This window comes from Dechloromonas denitrificans (assembly GCF_020510685.1).
GTDB classification, from domain to species: domain Bacteria; phylum Pseudomonadota; class Gammaproteobacteria; order Burkholderiales; family Rhodocyclaceae; genus Azonexus; species Azonexus denitrificans_A.
The window spans coordinates 4,072,518-4,089,588 of sequence record NZ_CP075185.1; the positions used below are offsets into that span (position 1 = coordinate 4,072,518).

16 protein-coding genes are annotated in these 17,071 nt (G+C 64.9%); 11 read left to right on the forward strand and 5 right to left on the reverse strand.

The genetic code is table 11. From position 1 onward, the window contains the following. The first annotated feature begins 70 nt into the window (after positions 1 to 70). From murU to hemF, 9 genes are all read left to right on the forward strand, one after another. Positions 71 to 742: an N-acetylmuramate alpha-1-phosphate uridylyltransferase MurU gene (gene murU, locus KI611_RS19400; protein WP_226417289.1), complete on the forward strand. Its 672-nt coding sequence runs from the start codon at positions 71 to 73 to the stop codon at positions 740 to 742. Next, complete coding sequence (locus KI611_RS19405) at positions 739 to 2,037, forward strand: aminopeptidase P N-terminal domain-containing protein (RefSeq protein ID WP_226417290.1); 1,299 nt, start codon at positions 739 to 741, stop codon at positions 2,035 to 2,037. The genes murU and KI611_RS19405 overlap by 4 nt, the downstream gene beginning before the upstream one ends. Then, positions 2,030 to 3,175, forward strand: a complete 1,146-nt coding sequence (locus tag KI611_RS19410) for an FAD-dependent monooxygenase (RefSeq protein ID WP_226417291.1) — start codon at positions 2,030 to 2,032, stop codon at positions 3,173 to 3,175. The genes KI611_RS19405 and KI611_RS19410 overlap by 8 nt, the downstream gene beginning before the upstream one ends. After that, positions 3,172 to 4,053, forward strand: a complete 882-nt coding sequence (locus tag KI611_RS19415) for a 1,4-dihydroxy-2-naphthoate polyprenyltransferase (RefSeq protein ID WP_226419950.1) — start codon at positions 3,172 to 3,174, stop codon at positions 4,051 to 4,053. Before KI611_RS19410 ends, KI611_RS19415 begins: the two co-directional genes overlap by 4 nt. Before the next feature lie 68 nt (positions 4,054 to 4,121). Then, positions 4,122 to 5,138, forward strand: coding sequence for a tRNA dihydrouridine synthase DusB (gene dusB, locus KI611_RS19420; protein WP_226417292.1), 1,017 nt, complete (start codon positions 4,122 to 4,124; stop codon positions 5,136 to 5,138). After that, entirely contained in the window at positions 5,135 to 5,371 is a 237-nt protein-coding gene (locus tag KI611_RS19425; RefSeq protein ID WP_226417293.1) for a Fis family transcriptional regulator, read from the forward strand. The genes dusB and KI611_RS19425 overlap by 4 nt, the downstream gene beginning before the upstream one ends. A 96-nt stretch (positions 5,372 to 5,467) precedes the next feature. Beyond that, the gene (purH, locus tag KI611_RS19430; RefSeq protein ID WP_226417294.1) at positions 5,468 to 7,060 is read left to right on the forward strand and encodes a bifunctional phosphoribosylaminoimidazolecarboxamide formyltransferase/IMP cyclohydrolase; all 1,593 of its coding nucleotides are present in this window, start codon (positions 5,468 to 5,470) and stop codon (positions 7,058 to 7,060) included. 82 nt (positions 7,061 to 7,142) lie between these two features. Beyond that, the gene (gene purD / locus KI611_RS19435; protein WP_226417295.1) at positions 7,143 to 8,420 is read left to right on the forward strand and encodes a phosphoribosylamine--glycine ligase; all 1,278 of its coding nucleotides are present in this window, start codon (positions 7,143 to 7,145) and stop codon (positions 8,418 to 8,420) included. Between the two features lie 63 nt (positions 8,421 to 8,483). Continuing rightward, positions 8,484 to 9,380, forward strand: coding sequence for an oxygen-dependent coproporphyrinogen oxidase (gene hemF, locus KI611_RS19440; RefSeq protein ID WP_226417296.1), 897 nt, complete (start codon positions 8,484 to 8,486; stop codon positions 9,378 to 9,380). On the opposite strand, the gene KI611_RS19445 is transcribed toward hemF, so the two are convergent. From KI611_RS19445 to hemC, 5 genes are read right to left on the reverse strand one after another with little or no spacing between them, the layout of a single operon-like run. Then, the gene (locus tag KI611_RS19445; protein ID WP_226417297.1) at positions 9,381 to 9,620 is read right to left on the reverse strand and encodes a hypothetical protein; all 240 of its coding nucleotides are present in this window, start codon (positions 9,618 to 9,620) and stop codon (positions 9,381 to 9,383) included. Between the two features lie 27 nt (positions 9,621 to 9,647). Next, positions 9,648 to 10,832, reverse strand: coding sequence for a heme biosynthesis protein HemY (locus tag KI611_RS19450; protein ID WP_226417298.1), 1,185 nt, complete (start codon positions 10,830 to 10,832; stop codon positions 9,648 to 9,650). Next, positions 10,829 to 11,839 carry a uroporphyrinogen-III C-methyltransferase gene (locus KI611_RS19455; protein WP_226417299.1) on the reverse strand — a complete coding sequence of 337 codons (1,011 nt, stop codon included), beginning with the start codon at positions 11,837 to 11,839 and terminating at the stop codon, positions 10,829 to 10,831. Before KI611_RS19455 ends, KI611_RS19450 begins: the two co-directional genes overlap by 4 nt. Positions 11,840 to 11,871: 32 nt before the next feature. Beyond that, entirely contained in the window at positions 11,872 to 12,654 is a 783-nt protein-coding gene (locus tag KI611_RS19460) for a uroporphyrinogen-III synthase (protein WP_226417300.1), read from the reverse strand. Next, positions 12,651 to 13,586, reverse strand: coding sequence for a hydroxymethylbilane synthase (gene hemC / locus KI611_RS19465; RefSeq protein WP_226417301.1), 936 nt, complete (start codon positions 13,584 to 13,586; stop codon positions 12,651 to 12,653). The genes KI611_RS19460 and hemC overlap by 4 nt, the downstream gene beginning before the upstream one ends. 42 nt (positions 13,587 to 13,628) lie before the next feature. On the opposite strand from hemC, the gene KI611_RS19470 reads away from it, so the two are divergent. Then, on the forward strand, positions 13,629 to 14,279 hold the full coding sequence (locus KI611_RS19470; protein WP_226417302.1) for a methyltransferase domain-containing protein: 651 nt from the start codon (positions 13,629 to 13,631) through the stop codon (positions 14,277 to 14,279). 64 nt (positions 14,280 to 14,343) lie between these two features. Next, entirely contained in the window at positions 14,344 to 16,950 is a 2,607-nt protein-coding gene (gene pepN, locus KI611_RS19475; protein WP_226417303.1) for an aminopeptidase N, read from the forward strand. The last annotated feature ends 121 nt before the right edge of the window (positions 16,951 to 17,071 follow it).

Sequence of the window (17,071 nt, forward strand, 5' to 3'; positions counted from 1 at the left end):
GTCGCTAGTCGTTAGCCACTAGCAAAAACCAATAACTACCGACTAATAACTAATAACTAACGACTACCATATGAAAGCTTTCATCCTGGCCGCCGGGCGCGGCAAACGAATGCGGCCGCTGACCAACCATACGCCGAAGCCGCTGCTCCAGGCGGGCGGCAAGCCGTTGATCGTCTGGCACCTGGAACGACTGGCGGCGGCGGGATTCCGGGAGATCGTCATCAACCACGCGCACCTCGGCGAGCTGATCGAGGCGGCGCTGGGCGACGGTTCGGCGTGGGGCCTGAGCATTCGCTACTCGCCGGAACCGCCGGGCGCGCTAGAAACCGCCGGCGGCATCGCCAATGCGTTGCCACTGCTGGGCGACGCGCCCTTTCTCGTCGTCAACGGCGACATCTATTGCGACTGGGACTTCACCAGGGCGAGCCAACTGACCGACCGCCCGGCCCACCTGGTAATGGTCGCCAACCCGGCGCATCACAGCGGCGGCGACTTCGCCCTAGATGGCGAGCGCGTCGTTTTTGCCCAGGGTGAGCAAACGCTGACCTACGCCGGCATCGCCGTTTTTTCGCCGGCTTTCTTTGCCGACGTGCCACGCGGCAGCGTAATGAAACTACGCCCACTGCTCGACGCCGCCATCGCCGCCGGGACACTCAGCGGGGAACGCCACGCCGGCCGCTGGGTCGACGTAGGGACGCCGCAACGCCTGGCGGAACTGGATAAGGAATTGAAGAACGCATGAGTCACGCCCATTTCATCGCCCGTCGCCAACGCCTGCTGAAGATCATCGGCGACGGTGTCGCCATCGTGCCGACGGCACCGGAAGTCATCCGCAACCGCGACGCGCACCATCTCTATCGTTTCGACAGCTATTTCTGGTACCTGACCGGTTTCCCGGAACCGGAAGCGGTGGTCGTGCTGATCGGCGGCAAGAAGCCGAAATCCATCCTGTTCTGCCGCGAAAAGCACGAAGAGCGCGAGACCTGGGACGGCTACCGCTACGGCCCGAAAGCCGCCAAGACCGCCTTCGGCTTCGACGCCGCCTACCCGATCGAGCAGCTCGACAAGAAACTGACTGAATTCCTCGTCGACCGTGACACCCTGTGGCATGCCATCGGTCACGACGCCGCCTGGGATACCCGGATCGCCAAGGCGCTCAACGAGGTGCGCGCCCAGACCCGGGCCGGCAAGCGGGCGCCGCGCGCCATTCACGACCTGCGCGCCGAACTCGACGCGATGCGGCTGGTCAAGGATGCCGCCGAGGCCGACATCCAGCAACGCTCGGCCGACATCGCCAGCGCCGGCCACGCCCGCGCCATGCACGCCTGCCGCCCCGGCATGGCGGAATACGAACTGGAAGCCGAACTGAGCTACGAATTCCGCAAGCGCGGCGCCGACGCCCACGCCTACACGCCGATCGTCGCCGGCGGCGCCAATGCCTGCGTGTTGCACTACGTCTCGAACGACAAGGTGCTCAACGACAACACCCTGGTCCTGATCGATGCCGGCTGCGAAGTCGCCGGCTACGCCGCCGACATCACCCGGACTTTCCCGGTCAATGGCCGCTTCAATGCGGCGCAGAAGGACGTGTACGAAATCGTCCTCGCCGCACAGGCCGCCGCCATCGCCGCCACCGCTCCCGGCCGCCACTTCATGGAAGGCCACGATGCCGCCGTACGCGTGCTAACCCGGGGCCTGGTCGATCTCAAACTACTAAGCGGCGATCTCGACAACCTGATCGAAAAAGGCGACTACAAGCGCTTCTACATGCACCGGACCGGCCACTGGCTCGGCCTCGACGTGCACGATGCCGGCGAGTACAAGGTTGGCGACGCCTGGACCACCTTGCAGCCCGGCATGACCCTGACCGTCGAACCCGGCCTGTACATCCGTCCCGCCGACGACATTCCGCCGGCCCTGGCCGGTATCGGCATCCGCATCGAGGACGACGTCCGCGTCACGGAAAGCGGTTGTAGCGTTTTCACCACGGCGCCGAAGAGCATCGCCGAAATCGAGGAAGTGATGCGCCATGACTGAACCGGTCGTCACCGACATCGACATCCTGATCATTGGCGCCGGCCCGGTCGGCATGACGCTGCACCTGGCACTGGCGGCCGGCGGCCAGCCGTCACTCCTCCTTGATCGCAACTCGCCGAACTCGGCCCAGGACGACCCGCGCGCCCTCGCCCTGGCGCATGGCGCCCGCCAGTTGCTGGAACAGATCAACGCCTGGCCGGCACGGGCCGCAACGCCGATCGAAACAATCCACGTTTCGCAAAAGGACGGCTTCGGGCGGACGCTGATCAATTGCACCGATTACGCCCTGCCGGCGCTCGGCTATGTCGTCCGCTACCGCGACCTCGCCGCGGCGCTGGCCGGGCAACTGGCGCCCGCCGCCCGGCTCGATGGGGTCGAAGTGCTCACCATCGCCCCGGGCGAAGGGCACGTCACCGTCAGCTTGCGCCAGGCCGGAACCCTGCGCACGATCCGGACCAAGCTGCTGGTGCACGCCGAAGGCACGCCCGGCGACGACCCGGCCGTCACGGTCAGCGACTACGACCAGCATGCGGTGATTGCCGAAATCACGCCACAACCCGGCCACAACCATTGCGCCTGGGAACGCTTCACGCCGGACGGCCCGCTCGCCCTGCTGCCGCTCGGCAACGAATACTCGGTGGTGTTCACGCTGCCGCCGGCCAAGGCCGATGCCGTGATGGCGATGGACGACAGCGCCTTCACCGCCGCCCTGCAAAAACAGTTCGGCCAGCGCCTGCGCTTCGCCCAACCCGGCCCGCGCAGCCGCTTCCCGCTCGCCCTGCGCTTGCGCGACACGCTGGTCGAGGGCCACGAAGTGTGGATCGGCAATACCGCGCAAACCCTGCACCCGGTTTCCGGCCAGGGTTTCAATCTCGGCATCCGCGACGCCTGGCAGCTCGCCGAAACATTGCTCAACAACGGCCTCGACCAGGCCAGCCTGGCCGCCTACGCCGCCAGCCGGCGCCTTGATCGCCGGGGCAGCGCTCTGTTCACCGACCGGATCGTCCGCGCCTTTTCGAACGACTGCGGCCCGCTCAAGCTGGCCCGCGGCCTCGGCCTGCTGGCCCTCGACCTCTGTCCGCCGGCCCGCCATTTCGTCGCCAAACGGATGATCTGGGGCGCCCGGGCTTGGCCATGACCCCCGGGCGGCTGCACGCCTGGTTCCTCGCCTGCCGCCCGAAAACCCTTTCGGTCTCGCTGTCACCGGTACTCGTCGGCACCGCCGTGGCCTGGCACGATACCAGCCAGGTGCTCTGGCTGCCGTTGCTGGCCGCCGCGCTGGGCGCCGCCTTCATCCAGATCGGCACCAACCTGTTCAACGATGTCGGCGATTTCCTGCGCGGCACCGACACGCCGGATCGCCTTGGCCCCAAGCGGGCCACGGCGGAAGGCTGGCTGACCCCGGGCAAGGTCAAGAGCGGCGCCTGGCTGTCGTTCGCCCTGGCCTTTCTCTGCGGCATTTACCTCGTCTGGCATGGCGGCCTGCCCATCGTCGTCATCGGGCTTGCTTCGCTGGCTGCCGGCTGGGCTTATACCGGCGGGCCGAAACCGATTGCCTACGGGCCGTTCGGCGAAGTCTTCGTGTGGATTTTTTTCGGTCTGGTTGCCGTCGGTGGCAGCTACTACCTGCAAACCCTGAGCCTGACGCCCATCGCGCTGCTCGCCGCCAGCTTGGTCGGGATGCATGCGGCGGCGGTGATCACCGTCAACAATTACCGCGACCGCGATGGCGATGCCCGCAGCGGCAAGAACACGCTGGCCGTGCAGCTTGGCCGGGCGGCGACCAAACGGATTTACACCGCTGAAATGCTCGCCCCGTATGCCCTGCTGCCGCTGCTCGCGCCGAGTCTCGGCTGGTCGGCCGGATTGCCGCTGCTGTCGCTGCCACTGGCCCTCAAATTGATTCGCCGTTTCCGCCAGACCGCGCCCGGACCGGTGTTCAACACCATCCTGGCCATGACAGCCGGATTGCAGCTTATTTTCGCCCTGCTGTTAACCCTCGCCTTGACGATTTGACTATTTTTTAGGCGCCGACTCGGGTAAAATGCGCGACCTCCCTTGATGTGCCTGCCACCTGATCGCCCATGGACTTTGTCGGATTTCAGCTTCGCAACAATCTGTTCGTCGCCCCCATGGCCGGCGTGACGGATCGTCCTTTCCGGCAGTTGTGCAAAAAAATGGGGGCCGGTCTGGCCGTCTCCGAAATGGTCACTTCGAACTCGCTGCTCTATGGCAGCGCCAAGACCTTGCGCCGGGCCAATCACGAAGGGGAAGTGGCACCGATTTCAGTGCAAATCGCCGGGGCCGATCCGAAGATGATGGCCGAGGCGGCCCGCCACAACGTGGATAACGGGGCGCAGATCATCGACATCAACATGGGTTGCCCGGCCAAGAAAATCTGCAACGTGATGGCCGGTTCGGCGCTGATGCAGGACGAGCTGCTGGTCGGCCAGATCCTCGACGCCGTGGTGGCCGCCATCCCGAACACCCCGGTGACGCTGAAATTCCGTACCGGCTGGAACCTGGCCAACCGCAACGCGCCGACCATCGCCCGCATAGCCGAAAGTGCCGGCGTGCGCGCCGTCGCCATCCATGGCCGGACGCGCTGCCAGCAATACACCGGCGAAGCCGAGTACGACACCATCGCCATGGTCAAGACCCTAATCAAGATCCCGGTCATCGCCAACGGCGACATCACCAGCCCGGAAAAAGCCAAGCACGTGCTCGACGTCACCGGCGCCGATGGCATCATGATCGGCCGTGCCGCCCAGGGCCGCCCCTGGCTGTTCCGTGAAATCGAGCATTACCTGAGCACCGGCGAACACCTGCCGCCAGCCAAGGTCAGCGAGATTCACGAAATCCTCAAGGCGCACCTGGTCGACCTGTACGACTTCTACGGCCCGGAAACCGGCTTCAAGGTCGCCCGCAAGCACATCTCCTGGTACACCAAGGGGCTGGTCGGCTCAGCGGCCTTCCGCAAGGAAATGAATGTACTTCCCAGCATCGATCAACAGATGCAGGCGGTAAATGACTTCTTCCTCCAACAGGCAGAAGCGCACGAACATCTTAAATATATTTCAGAGGAGGCGTTGGCAGCATGAGCCAACAACAAGACATATCCGCTTGCGTGCTGGGGGCACTCGAGCAGTATTTTCGCGATCTCGATGGCGAAAAACCCTGCGCGATCTATGACATGGTGCTGAAAAGCGTCGAAAAGCCAATGCTCGAAGTCGTCCTCGCCAAGGCGGGCGGCAACCAGACGCTGGCCTCGGACATGCTCGGCATCAACCGCAACACCCTGCGCAAGAAACTCACCGAACACCAGTTGCTGTAGTTGCTAGTCATTAGTCCTTAGTTATTAGCTAACGACTAAAACCTGGCACCCCGCAATTTGCAGCTACCGACTAACAACTAACTACTACCGACTAACATGTCCATCAAGCAAGCACTGATTTCCGTTTCCGATAAAACCGGCGTCCTCGAATTTGCCCAGGGCCTTGCCGCCCAGGGCGTCAAGCTTCTGTCCACCGGCGGCACCGCCAAGATGCTGCGCGATGCCGGCCTGACCGTCACCGAGATCGGCGACTACACCGGCTTCCCGGAAATGCTCGACGGCCGCGTCAAGACGTTGCACCCGAAGGTGCACGGCGGCATCCTGGCCCGCCGCGATCTGCCGGAACACCTGGCGACCATCGAAGCGCACGGCATTCCGACCATCGACCTGGTCTGCGTCAATCTCTACCCGTTCGCCGCGACCATCGCCAAGGCCGGTGTGACGCTGGAAGACGCGATCGAGAACATCGACATCGGCGGCCCGGCCATGGTCCGCTCCTCGGCCAAAAACTACGCCGGCGTCGCCATCGTCACCGACCCGGAAGACTACGCCCCGTTGCTCGCCGAGATGCAAGCCAATGGCGGCGCGCTGCAACTGGCCACCCGTTTCGGCCTGGCCAAGAAGGCCTTCACCCATACCGCCCGCTACGACAGCATGATCGCCAACTGGCTGACCGGTCTTGATGACGGCGCCGAAGCCAAGCCGGAGGCGGCTGCCCCCGCCCCCTCGATCTTCCCGGCCAAGCTGCAACTGGCTTTCGACCGTGTCGAAACCCTGCGTTACGGCGAAAACTCGCACCAGTCCGCCGCTTTCTACCGCGACACCAACCCGGTCGCCGGCAGCATCGCCGCCTACAGCCAGCTGCAGGGCAAGGAACTGTCCTACAACAACATCGGCGACTCCGATGCCGCCTGGGAATGCGTCAAGACCTTCGACGTCCCGGCCTGCGTCATCGTCAAGCATGCCAACCCGTGCGGTGTGGCCATTGATGGCACGCTGCTCGCCGCCTACGAAAAGGCCTTCAAGACCGATTCAACCTCGGCCTTCGGCGGCATCATCGCCTTCAACGGCGAAGTCGGCATGGATGTCGTGAACGCCATGAACGAACGCAAGCACTTCGTCGAAGTCCTGATCGCTCCGTCCTTCACCGCCGAAGCCAAGGCCGCGCTGGCCGGCAAGACCAACTTGCGCGTCCTGGTCGTGCCACTCTCCCGCGAATTGAATGCGCTCGAATACAAGCGCGTCGGCGGCGGCCTGCTGGTCCAGACGCCGGACAACTTCACCGCCCAGGCTTCCGGCCTGAAGATGGTCACCAAGGTGCAGCCGACCGCCCAGCAGATCGAAGACCTGCTGTTCGCCGAGCGCGTCGCCAAATTCGTCAAGTCCAACGCCATCGTCTTCTGCGGCAACGGCATGACGCTCGGTGTCGGCGCAGGCCAGATGAGCCGCGTCGATTCGACCAAGATCGCCAGCATCAAGGCCCAGCACGCCGGCCTCGAACTCACGGGTTCGGTCGTCGCGTCCGATGCCTTCTTCCCGTTCCGCGACGGCGTCGACGTGCTGGCCGCAGCCGGCGCCAAGGCGGTGATCCAGCCGGGCGGTTCGATGCGCGACGAAGAAGTCATCGCCGCCGCCGACGAGCATGGTCTGGCCATGGTCTTTACCGGCAACCGTCACTTCCGTCACTAAAAACAGTCGCGAGTCGTTAGTTGCTAGCAACACGCGCTCACTAATCGCTCCCGACTAATAACTAACGACTAGGAACTAGCAAATGAAACTACTGGTAATCGGTTCCGGCGGCCGCGAGCACGCCATGGCCTGGCGCCTGGCCCAGACGCCCGGTCTGCAGAAGGTTTATGTCGCCCCCGGCAATGCCGGCACGGCGCGCGAGCACGAGCTGGAAAACATCGACATCACCGATCCGCAGGCGCTGGCTGATTTCGCCGAGCAGAACAAGATTCATCTCACCCTGGTCGGCCCGGAAGCGCCACTGGCCGCCGGCGTGGTCAATGTCTTCCGGGCGCGTGGCCTGAAGATTTTCGGCCCGACCAAGGAAGCCGCGCAGCTGGAGTCCTCGAAGGATTTCGCCAAGCGCTTCATGGCTCGCCACAACATCCCGACGGCCGCTTTCGGCACCTTCACCGAGGCTGCCGCAGCCCACGCCTACATCGACCAGCAAGGCGCCCCGATCGTCATCAAGGCCGACGGCCTGGCTGCCGGCAAGGGCGTCGTCGTGGCGATGGATCTGGCCGAAGCGCACGCCGCGATCGACGACATGCTGTCCGGCAACAAGCTGGGCGAAGCCGGCGCCCGCGTCGTCATCGAGGAGTTCCTCGATGGCGAGGAAGCCAGCTTCATCGTCATGGTCGATGGCAAGAACGTGTTGGCCCTCGCCTCCAGCCAGGACCACAAGCGTATCGGCGACGGCGACACCGGCCCCAACACCGGCGGCATGGGCGCCTATTCGCCCGCCCCGGTGGTCACCCCGGAAGTGCACGCCAAGGCGATGCGCGAAATCATCCTGCCGACCGTGCGCGGCATGGCAGCCGACGGCATCCCGTTCACCGGCTTCCTCTATGCCGGCCTGATGATCGGCAAGGACGGCTCGGTCAAGACGCTGGAATTCAACTGCCGGATGGGCGACCCGGAAACCCAGCCGATCCTGATGCGCCTCAAGTCCGATTTCGTCGACCTGCTGGAACACGGCATCGACGGCACACTCGACCAGATCGAAGCCGAATGGGATCGTCGCGTCGCCCTCGGCGTCGTGCTGGCCGCCGCCAACTACCCGGACACCCCGCGCAAGGGCGATCCGATCGCCGGCCTGCCGACCGGCAACAGCTTCGGCGAAGGCGCCCACGTCTTCCACGCCGGCACCGCCAGGCAGGATGACAAGGTGGTGACCAGCGGCGGGCGCGTGTTGTGCGTCACGGCGCTCGGCGAAAACATCAAGCTGGCGCAGAAACTGGCTTATGAATGTGCGGCCCAGATTCACTTCGACGGCATGCAGTTCCGCCAGGATATCGGGCACCGCGCGCTCAGCCGCTGAACTCTGCATCATTCGAACAACACGGGCGGCCATGACCGCCCGTTTTTTTACCCCGGAGATTTTATGGACACCACCCGCCTCAAGGAATTTTTCACCGGCCTGCAAAACCGCATCGTCGCCGACCTCGAAGCCTTCGACGGTCAAGCCTTCCGCACCGACAGCTGGCAGCGCCCGGAAGGCGGCGGCGGCATTTCGCGGCTGATCGAGGAAGGCGACTTTTTCGAGCGCGGCGGCGTCAACTTTTCGCACGTCACCGGCGCCTCGCTGCCCGCCTCGGCCACCGCCGTCCGCCCGCAACTGGCCGGGCGCGCCTGGGAGGCGATGGGCGTCTCGCTGGTCCTCCACCCGCGCAACCCGTACTGCCCGACGGCGCACATGAACGTCCGCTGCTTCGTTGCCAGCAAGGTAGGCGAAGAGGATGTCTGGTGGTTCGGTGGCGGCATGGACATGACGCCTTACTACGGCCAACGGGAAGACGTCGTCCATTTCCACCAGACCTGCAAGGATGCCCTCGCCCCCTTCGGCGACGAGGTCTATCCGAAGTACAAGAAATGGTGCGACGAGTACTTTTTCCTGAAACACCGCAACGAACCGCGCGGCGTCGGCGGTATCTTCTTCGACGACCTGAGCGAAGGCGGCTTCGCGCGCTGCTTCGATCTGACCCAGGCGGTCGGCAATGCTTTCAGCGAAGCCTACCTGCCGGTGCTCGCCAAACGCCGCGCCATGCCTTACGGCGAGCGCGAACGCGACTTCCAGGCCTACCGCCGTGGCCGTTACGTCGAGTTCAACCTGGTCTGGGATCGCGGCACGCTGTTTGGCCTGCAATCGGGCGGCCGCACCGAATCGATCCTGATGTCGCTGCCGCCCATCGTCAAGTGGCGCTACGACTGGCAGCCGGCGGCCGGCACGCCGGAAGCCGAGCTTTACGAAGTTTTCCTCAAGCCGACCGAATGGGTCTGATTACTTGAGTTTGCCTCTGACCACCCGGACCCGTTCCGGGTTTTCCACCTGGAGCAGGCCGCCACTGCCTTGCAGATTGCCGCAGACGCAGAGCGCCTTGATATGCGGCACCGAATTGATCACCGCCGAGCAATCCAGGCATTCGTAGTAGATATCGCCGCCGGTCGGCAAACCGGCGGGATCGGGCGCCGGCTCGATGGGGTAAAAGTTATAGATTTTGCGCATGTCGATATTCAGCATTTTCCCCTCCGCCCCCGCATGCAGCGCTCAACTCACCTCGAGTAAAGCACTGGCCCGGTAATGTTTGTTCGCTTCTTCGGTACGCTCCAGCTGGTCGCACAAACGGGCCAGTTCGAGATGCGCTTCCGGCGTCGGCTGGACTGCCAGCGACGCCTCCAGGTAACTCTGTGCCTTGCCCCACAGCCGCTGGCGCAAGCACATCCGGCCGAGCGCCTTGAGCAGGCGGGCATCGTCCGGATGCTTCCTGAGCCAGGCTTCGGCCTTGGCAATGCGCAAGGTCTGCCCCTCGCCCGCCAGGCGACCATAGATGGCAACCAGTTCGGGCTGCCAGAGATCATCCGTCGCGGCGTCGAGGACCGCTTCGATCAGCTGCTGAGCCTCGGCCTCGGCACCCAGCGCCAGTAAAGCTCTGGCGGCGGCGAGAACGACACGCCGCCCCCGCTCGTCGACCGGCAAGGCGCGCAAATAGCTGGTCAGTTGCCCGAGATCGGCAGCCCGCTTGGCGATGTTGCCGAGATGCGCCTGCGTCCTGACCTCTCCGACAACTTCGGCGGGCAGCGCATCGCGCTTGACCAGTTGCCGGGCCAGTTTGAGTACCCCGTCCCAGTCGCCCAGCCCCTGGCGCGCCCGCAACTCCAGGCGAAGGGCGGCGATGTGGCGGCCCTGCTTGCCCTGCAGTTTGTCGAGTGCAGCCAGCGCATCGGCGAAATGCCGCGCCTCATTCATCATCTCGGCTTCGAGCATCAAAGTCGCCGCTTCGGTGCGCGGATCGTCGATCTTGGCCCGCGCCATCCAGCCCTGCTGCTTTTCCGACTCGCGCATGCGCTGTGCGGCGCGCGCCGCGATCAAGGCGGACAAGCCGGGCGCCGTGCCGGCGGCATGCGCTTCGGCAGCTTTCTTCAGGGCCTGGCCGAAGCGCCCCTCGAACAGCAGGCGCACCGCATCCTGGAATACCAGGCTGCTCCGTTCGCGCTGCCGATTCTCGCGATACTGGCGGACCCGTTGCGGCAGACCGAAAGTCAGCGCCATGCCGCGCATGCCGAGGTAAAGCACGAAGAACAGGCCAAGCAGCGCCAGAATGAACAGGTTGAGCGTAACTTCCGCCCGCCACGGTGGGAAGACCAGCAGTACATAACCGTCGTTCAGCCGGGCGCCGAGGGCAACGGCCACCGCCAGCGCAAACAGCGCCAAGACCCAGAACAGGCCTCTCACGGCTTTTCCTTGCCGGTCCGCACGTTACGCAGTGCTGCCTGGCTCTGATTCAGGCTGGGCAGTTCGACGTTGATTTCGGTCGCCGACATCTGGCGCAAAGTGGCCTGGGCCGCCTGCACCGCCTTGTCGTCGGCGACGAAATGGCGCGTCAGCCATTGCTGGGCGACCTTCAATTCGTTGCGAAAAGTCCATTGATCGCGCGACAGCAGCGCCAGACGGGCATTCAGCAGACGCAGCTTGAGATTTTCGCGGAGGAAGAAACTCTGCCCCGGCGCGAGCAAGACCGGCTCTTCGCGATCGAAACGCTGGATCCGCACCAGGCCCTTGAGCTCCTGCCATATTTCGCCGCCCGAGCGTTGCCACCAGGGCAACACGTTACCGGCCGGCGGATTTTCGGATGACTCGACGGGGCGGCCATAGGCGGCGAGCGGCAGCTTGTCGATCCCGGCGACGACCTGTTCGAGACGCAGGCTGATACCCGGCACATCGACGAAGGGCAGCCCGGTCAGTTGCGCCAGATCCTTGGCCAGCGCCTTGCGCAGCGGCATGTATTGCGGCCGGTCGAGGCGGGCCAGACGGGCATCGGCCGTCTGCAGCGCGAGCACGGCGACCGGCACATTGCCGGCCAGTTGCAGTTGTTGTCCGGCCAGCGTGACTGCCTGCTCGACTTCAAGCAGCGTCGCTTCCTCACGGCTGCGCGCCATCTCCTGATAGAACGATTGCAAGGTTTCGCTCTGCCCCTGGAATTCGGCCAGCTTGCCATCCAGAGCGCCGAGCTTGGCCTGCAAATCCGCGACCTGGGCCAGCAACTGCTTCTGGGCGCCACGGTCTTCCTTGTTGCCGGCTTCGGATTCGGCCAGACGACGGGCCACTTCCTGCTGCACGTTGTTCAGTTGCTGGCGGGTTTCCAGCCATTGCCAGCCGGCCAGCGCGAGGGCTGCGAGGGCGACGAACAGCCAGGGATTTTGCCAGGCGGACCTGGTCGGGGATGATGAGCTTGGGGTCACGTTCGCAGCGGGGAGATTATTGTTGTCGGGCATCATGCTGCCCAATTATAAGCACCTAAGCCGGCCATGATGCCGCTGTCGGCTGCTTCCGTCAGGATAATGTTGTTTAAACCCAAAGCCCGGGCGCTCTCGGCAATCCGGGCATGCGGGACGAACAGCGGGGTGGTTTGCAGAAAGCGCCGGCCTTCGGCATCCAGGCAGTCAACCAGGTAACGCAGGCCCTCGCTACTCGATACCGTCAGCGCATCGAGTCGGCCGGCCCGCCAGGCATCAAGCAATGGCCCCGGGCTGACCGACGGACCGCGGCGCCGGTAGCAGGTGATGCAATCGACTTCGGCGCCGCGCGCGCGCAGCGTCTCGGCCAGCAACTCACGTCCGCCATCGCCGCGAAAAATGGCGACCCGCCGGCCGGCAATGTGCTCGGCGGCCAGTTCCGGCAAGGCGAGCAGGGCTTCCGAATCGAACTGCCGGCGCGGTGCCAGGCAACCGGCAATGCCGTGGGCCAGCAGCGCCTTGACCGTACCCTGGCCGACCGCGGCGGGAATCAGCGCGGCGGGCCAGGGACCGTGCGCCAGAATGGACGGCAGCGCATGGTCGACAGCATTCGGGCTGATGAAAATGGCCAGCCCGTAATCGGCGAGCCGCGCCACGGCCTCGCGCAGGGGTTGCGGATCGGCAGCCGGGGAGATCTCGAGCAAGGGAAAAATCAGCGGCTGGCCACCGGCCGCAACGATCGCCTCAGCCAGCGCTCCGGCTTGGGCGACCGGCCGGGTGACCACGATGGTCCGGCCGGCCAGCGGGCCGCTAGCGCTCATCGGCAGTGGGCGAGCTGTTCCAGAATGGCATCGGCGCCTTGCGCCCGCAGTTGCTCGGCGAGCTGGCGGCCAAGCGCTTCGTCGTCGGCCGGATGGCCGCGCAATTCGGCGCTGACCATCTCCTTGCCGTCCGCCGTGGCAACAAAGCCGCGCAGCCAGAGCTGGCCGTTCTCGATGATCGCGTAGCCGCCCAGCGGCACCTGGCAACTGCCCCCGAGGGCACGCGAGAAGGCGCGCTCGGCCTTGACGCAATGCGCCGTTTCCGGGTCGTTCAACGGCGCGACGACCGGCGCCATGTCGGCCGCTCCGGCCACCAGTTCGATGCCGAGCGCGCCCTGGCCCGGGGCCGGCAGCGACTGTTCGGCGGTCAACACCGATTTGATGCGGGTTTCCAGGCCGAGCCGGATCAAACCGGCGGCGGCGAGGATGATCGCATCGTATTCGCCGGCATCGAGCTTGCGCAGGCGGGTATCGAGGTTGCCGCGCAAGCTCTTGATGACCAGCTGCGGATACTTTGCACGCAGGATGGCTTCGCGACGCAGACTGGAGGTGCCGACGACGGCGCCGGCCGGCAGCTCGTCGAGACCGGCGAACTTGTTCGAGACAAAGGCATCGCAAGGATTTTCTCGGGCCGAGATGGCGGCCAGCACGAAGCCTTCCGGCATCACCATCGGCACATCCTTCATCGAATGCACGGCGAGATGGGCCCGCCCTTCCTCCATCGCCACTTCCAGTTCCTTGATGAACAGCCCCTTGCCGCCGATTTCGGCGAGCGGCCGGTCGAGAATCTGGTCGCCCTTGGTGGTCATGCCGAGAATGACAACTTCGGCTCCCGGATTTAGACTCGCCAGACGGCCCTGCACATGAACAGCCTGCCACATGGCCAGGCGGGATTCGCGGGAGGCGATGACTATCTTCGAGGGAGCAGGCATGGGGCGTCAGGCAGCAAAGTTTTCGAGGGGGGCAATCTTAGCATGAGCGACCAGCCCCCCACTTCGACCCAGATCAAGCCGCCGGACCAGCGTCCGGAACATCCGGACTTCTGGTGCAAGCGCTTTGGCGACGGCCTTACTCCCTGGGATGCCGGCGCCGTGCCGGCCGCCTTTGCCCAATTCGTGGCCGAGCAACCCGGCCCGTTGAACACGCTGATCCCGGGGTGCGGCAGTGCCTGGGAGGCAGCCCATCTGGCCGAACGCGGCTGGCCGGTGACGGCGCTCGACTTCTCGCCGGTTGCCGTCGCCACCGCCCGTGGGATTCTCGACGATGCGGCGAGCCACGGGGTCTTCGCGCCGGGGGCAGTGGACCTGCTGTGCGCCGACTTTTTCACCTTCACGCCCGCCGCCCCCTACGCCCTGCTCTACGAACGCGCCTTTCTCTGCGCCCTACCGCGCAAACTGTGGGCCGACTGGGCCAGGCGCGTCGCCGAACTGCTGCCCTCGGGCGGCCGGCTGGCCGGCTTCTTTTTCCTCTGCGATCAAGCCAAAGGACCACCGTTCGGCATCCTGCCGGAACAACTCGATGATTTGCTGAGCCCCAACTTCCTGCGCCTCGCCGATAGCGCAGTCGCCGACTCGATTCCGGTATTTGCCGGCCGGGAACGCTGGCAGGTCTGGCAGCGGCGCTAGCCAATTCGGCCCCCTTCGGGTTTGGCGTATCATCGGACGCTTACTCCCCACGCACCGTCAAACAATGAAAACCGATACCCCGCAGACCGTTTACCTCAAGGACTACACCGCTCCTGCCTACCTGGTGGACACCGTCGATCTCGATCTCGACATCCATCCAGGGGCGACGACGGTCACCGCGACGCTGGCCATCCGCCGCAATCCGGCGGTCGCCGATCAGCCGCTGATCCTTGATGGCGACGAACTGGGAACCATTGCCGTCAGCGTTGACGGCCAACCGGTCGACTACACGCTGAGCGCCACGCAATTGAGCATCGCCAGCGTACCGGCCCAATTCACGCTGCAGACCGTGGTCCGCATCAACCCCGACAAGAACACCCGCCTTTCCGGCATGTACCGTTCCAAGGATGGCTATTTCACGCAATGCGAGGCACAGGGTTTCCGCCGCATCACCTGGTTCCTCGACCGGCCGGACGTCATGTCGACCTACACGGTGACGCTGCACGCCGACAAGGCGGCGCTCCCTGTGCTGCTCGCCAACGGCAACCCGCTCGCCGCCGGCGACGAGGCCGACGGCCGCCACTGGGCGCGCTGGGGCGATCCGTTCCGCAAGCCCTGCTACCTGTTCGCCGTCGTCGCCGGCAAGCTGGATGGCCTGTTCGACACCTTCAAGACCGCCTCCGGACGGACGGTTCAGCTCGCCATCTACGTCGAACCGGGCAAGCTCGACCAGTGCCCGCACGCCATGGCGGCGCTGCAAAAGTCGATGAAATGGGACGAAGAGCGCTTCGGCCTCGAATGCGACCTCGACCATTACATGATCGTCGCCGTCGGCGACTTCAACATGGGCGCCATGGAGAACAAGGGCCTCAACATCTTCAATACCAAGTACGTGCTGGCGCGCAGCGACGTGGCGACCGATGTCGATTTCGAGAACATCGACCGCGTCGTCGCGCACGAGTATTTCCACAACTGGACCGGCAACCGGGTGACCTGCCGCGACTGGTTCCAGCTGTCGCTGAAGGAAGGCCTGACGGTCTTCCGCGACCAGGAATTCGGCGCCGACCTGCACAACCGTCAGACCGCCCGCATCCGCGAAGTGCGCGGCCTGCGCGCCGCCCAATTCCCGGAAGACGCCGGGCCGATGGCGCACCCGATCCGGCCGAGCAGTTTCGTCGAGATCAACAATTTCTATACGTCGACGGTCTATGAAAAGGGTGCCGAAGTCATCCGCATGATCCAAACCCTGATCGGTCGCGACGGCTTCCGTGCCGGCATGGACGAATATTTCCGTCGCCACGACGGCCAGGCGGTGACCTGCGAGGACTTCGTCGCGGCGATGAGCGCCGCCAGCGGCTTCGATTTCAGCCAATTCATGCGCTGGTACAAGCAGCCGGGCACGCCACACATTGCCGCGAGCGGCAGCTTCGACGCGCCCAGCAGCCGCTACACGCTGCGCTTTACCCAGTCCAACCCGCGCGCCAGCGATGCCGCGCCTTATCTGATCCCGATCCGCGTGGCGCTGTTCGATGCCGCCGGCCAGATCATTCCGGGCAGCGAAAAAACGCTGCAGCTGACCGAAACGACGCAACAATTCACTTTCGACGGCATCGCCAGCGAACCGGTGCCCTCGCTGCTTCGTGACTTCTCGGCGCCGGTCGTCCTCGATTTCGCCTACACGGCGCAGCAACTGAGCCACCTGCTAAGTTTCGAAAGCGATCCGTTCAACGCCTGGGAGGCCGGCCAGCGCCTGGCTTCCCAACTGATCCTGGCAGCTACCGCGCGCCTTGCCGACGGTCTGGCACCGAACTGGCCGGCCAGCTTCGTCGACGCGATTCGCCGCCTGCTCGAGCAGCATGCCGCACGCGGCAGCGCCTTCGTCGCCGAAGCGCTCAGCCTGCCCGGCGAAGCGACGCTGGCCGAAGCGCTCGCCGAAGTCGATCCGGATGCGCTGCACGCCGCCCGCAACGGCCTGCGTCGACATCTCGCCGAGCAACTGGAAGGCGAATTGCGCGCCATCTACGCCGCCCTCGCCCCCTCCGGCCCCTACCAGTCGACGGCCGACGAAGCCGGGCGCCGCGCCTTGCGCAACACCTGCCTCGGCTACCTGCTCGAACTGAACAGCGAATCGGTTCGCCAGCTGGCGCTGCAGCAATACGAGCAGGCCGACAATATGACCGACCAGTTTGCCGCCCTGGCCGCCTTGGCGCAGACCGAGTGCGGCGAGCGCCTGACGGTGCTGGCCGACTTCTACCAGCGCTGGCAGCACGAAGCGCTGGTCGTCGACAAATGGCTGGCCGCCCAATCGGGCAGCCGCCTGGCGAACACGCTGGAAACCGTCAGGAACCTGACCAGCCACCCGGCTTTCGAGCTGAGCAACCCGAACAAGGTCTATTCGCTGATCCGTAATTTCGGCGCCAATCTGGTGCGCTTCAATGCCGCCGACGGCAGCGGCTACCGTTTCATGGCCGAGCGCATCAGCGAACTCGACGCGATGAACCCGCAAGTTGCCTCCCGACTAGTCCGCAGCTTCGACCGCTGGCGGAAATTCGATAGCGGCCGCCAGGCCCATGCCCGCCTCGCCCTGGAACAAATCAGGAAGCGGCCCGGCCTGTCGGGCGACGTCTTCGAGGTAACCGGCAAGCTGCTGGGCGACACCGCATCGTCCTGAACGGAAATAATTCACGCTGACAAACGAAAACCTTCGATAAAATGCAAAGGTCATCCGCGGCCAGGCGCCGCGGATGACCTTTTAAATTTCAGGCAGCGCCGGGTTGCGCCAGCATCCGACC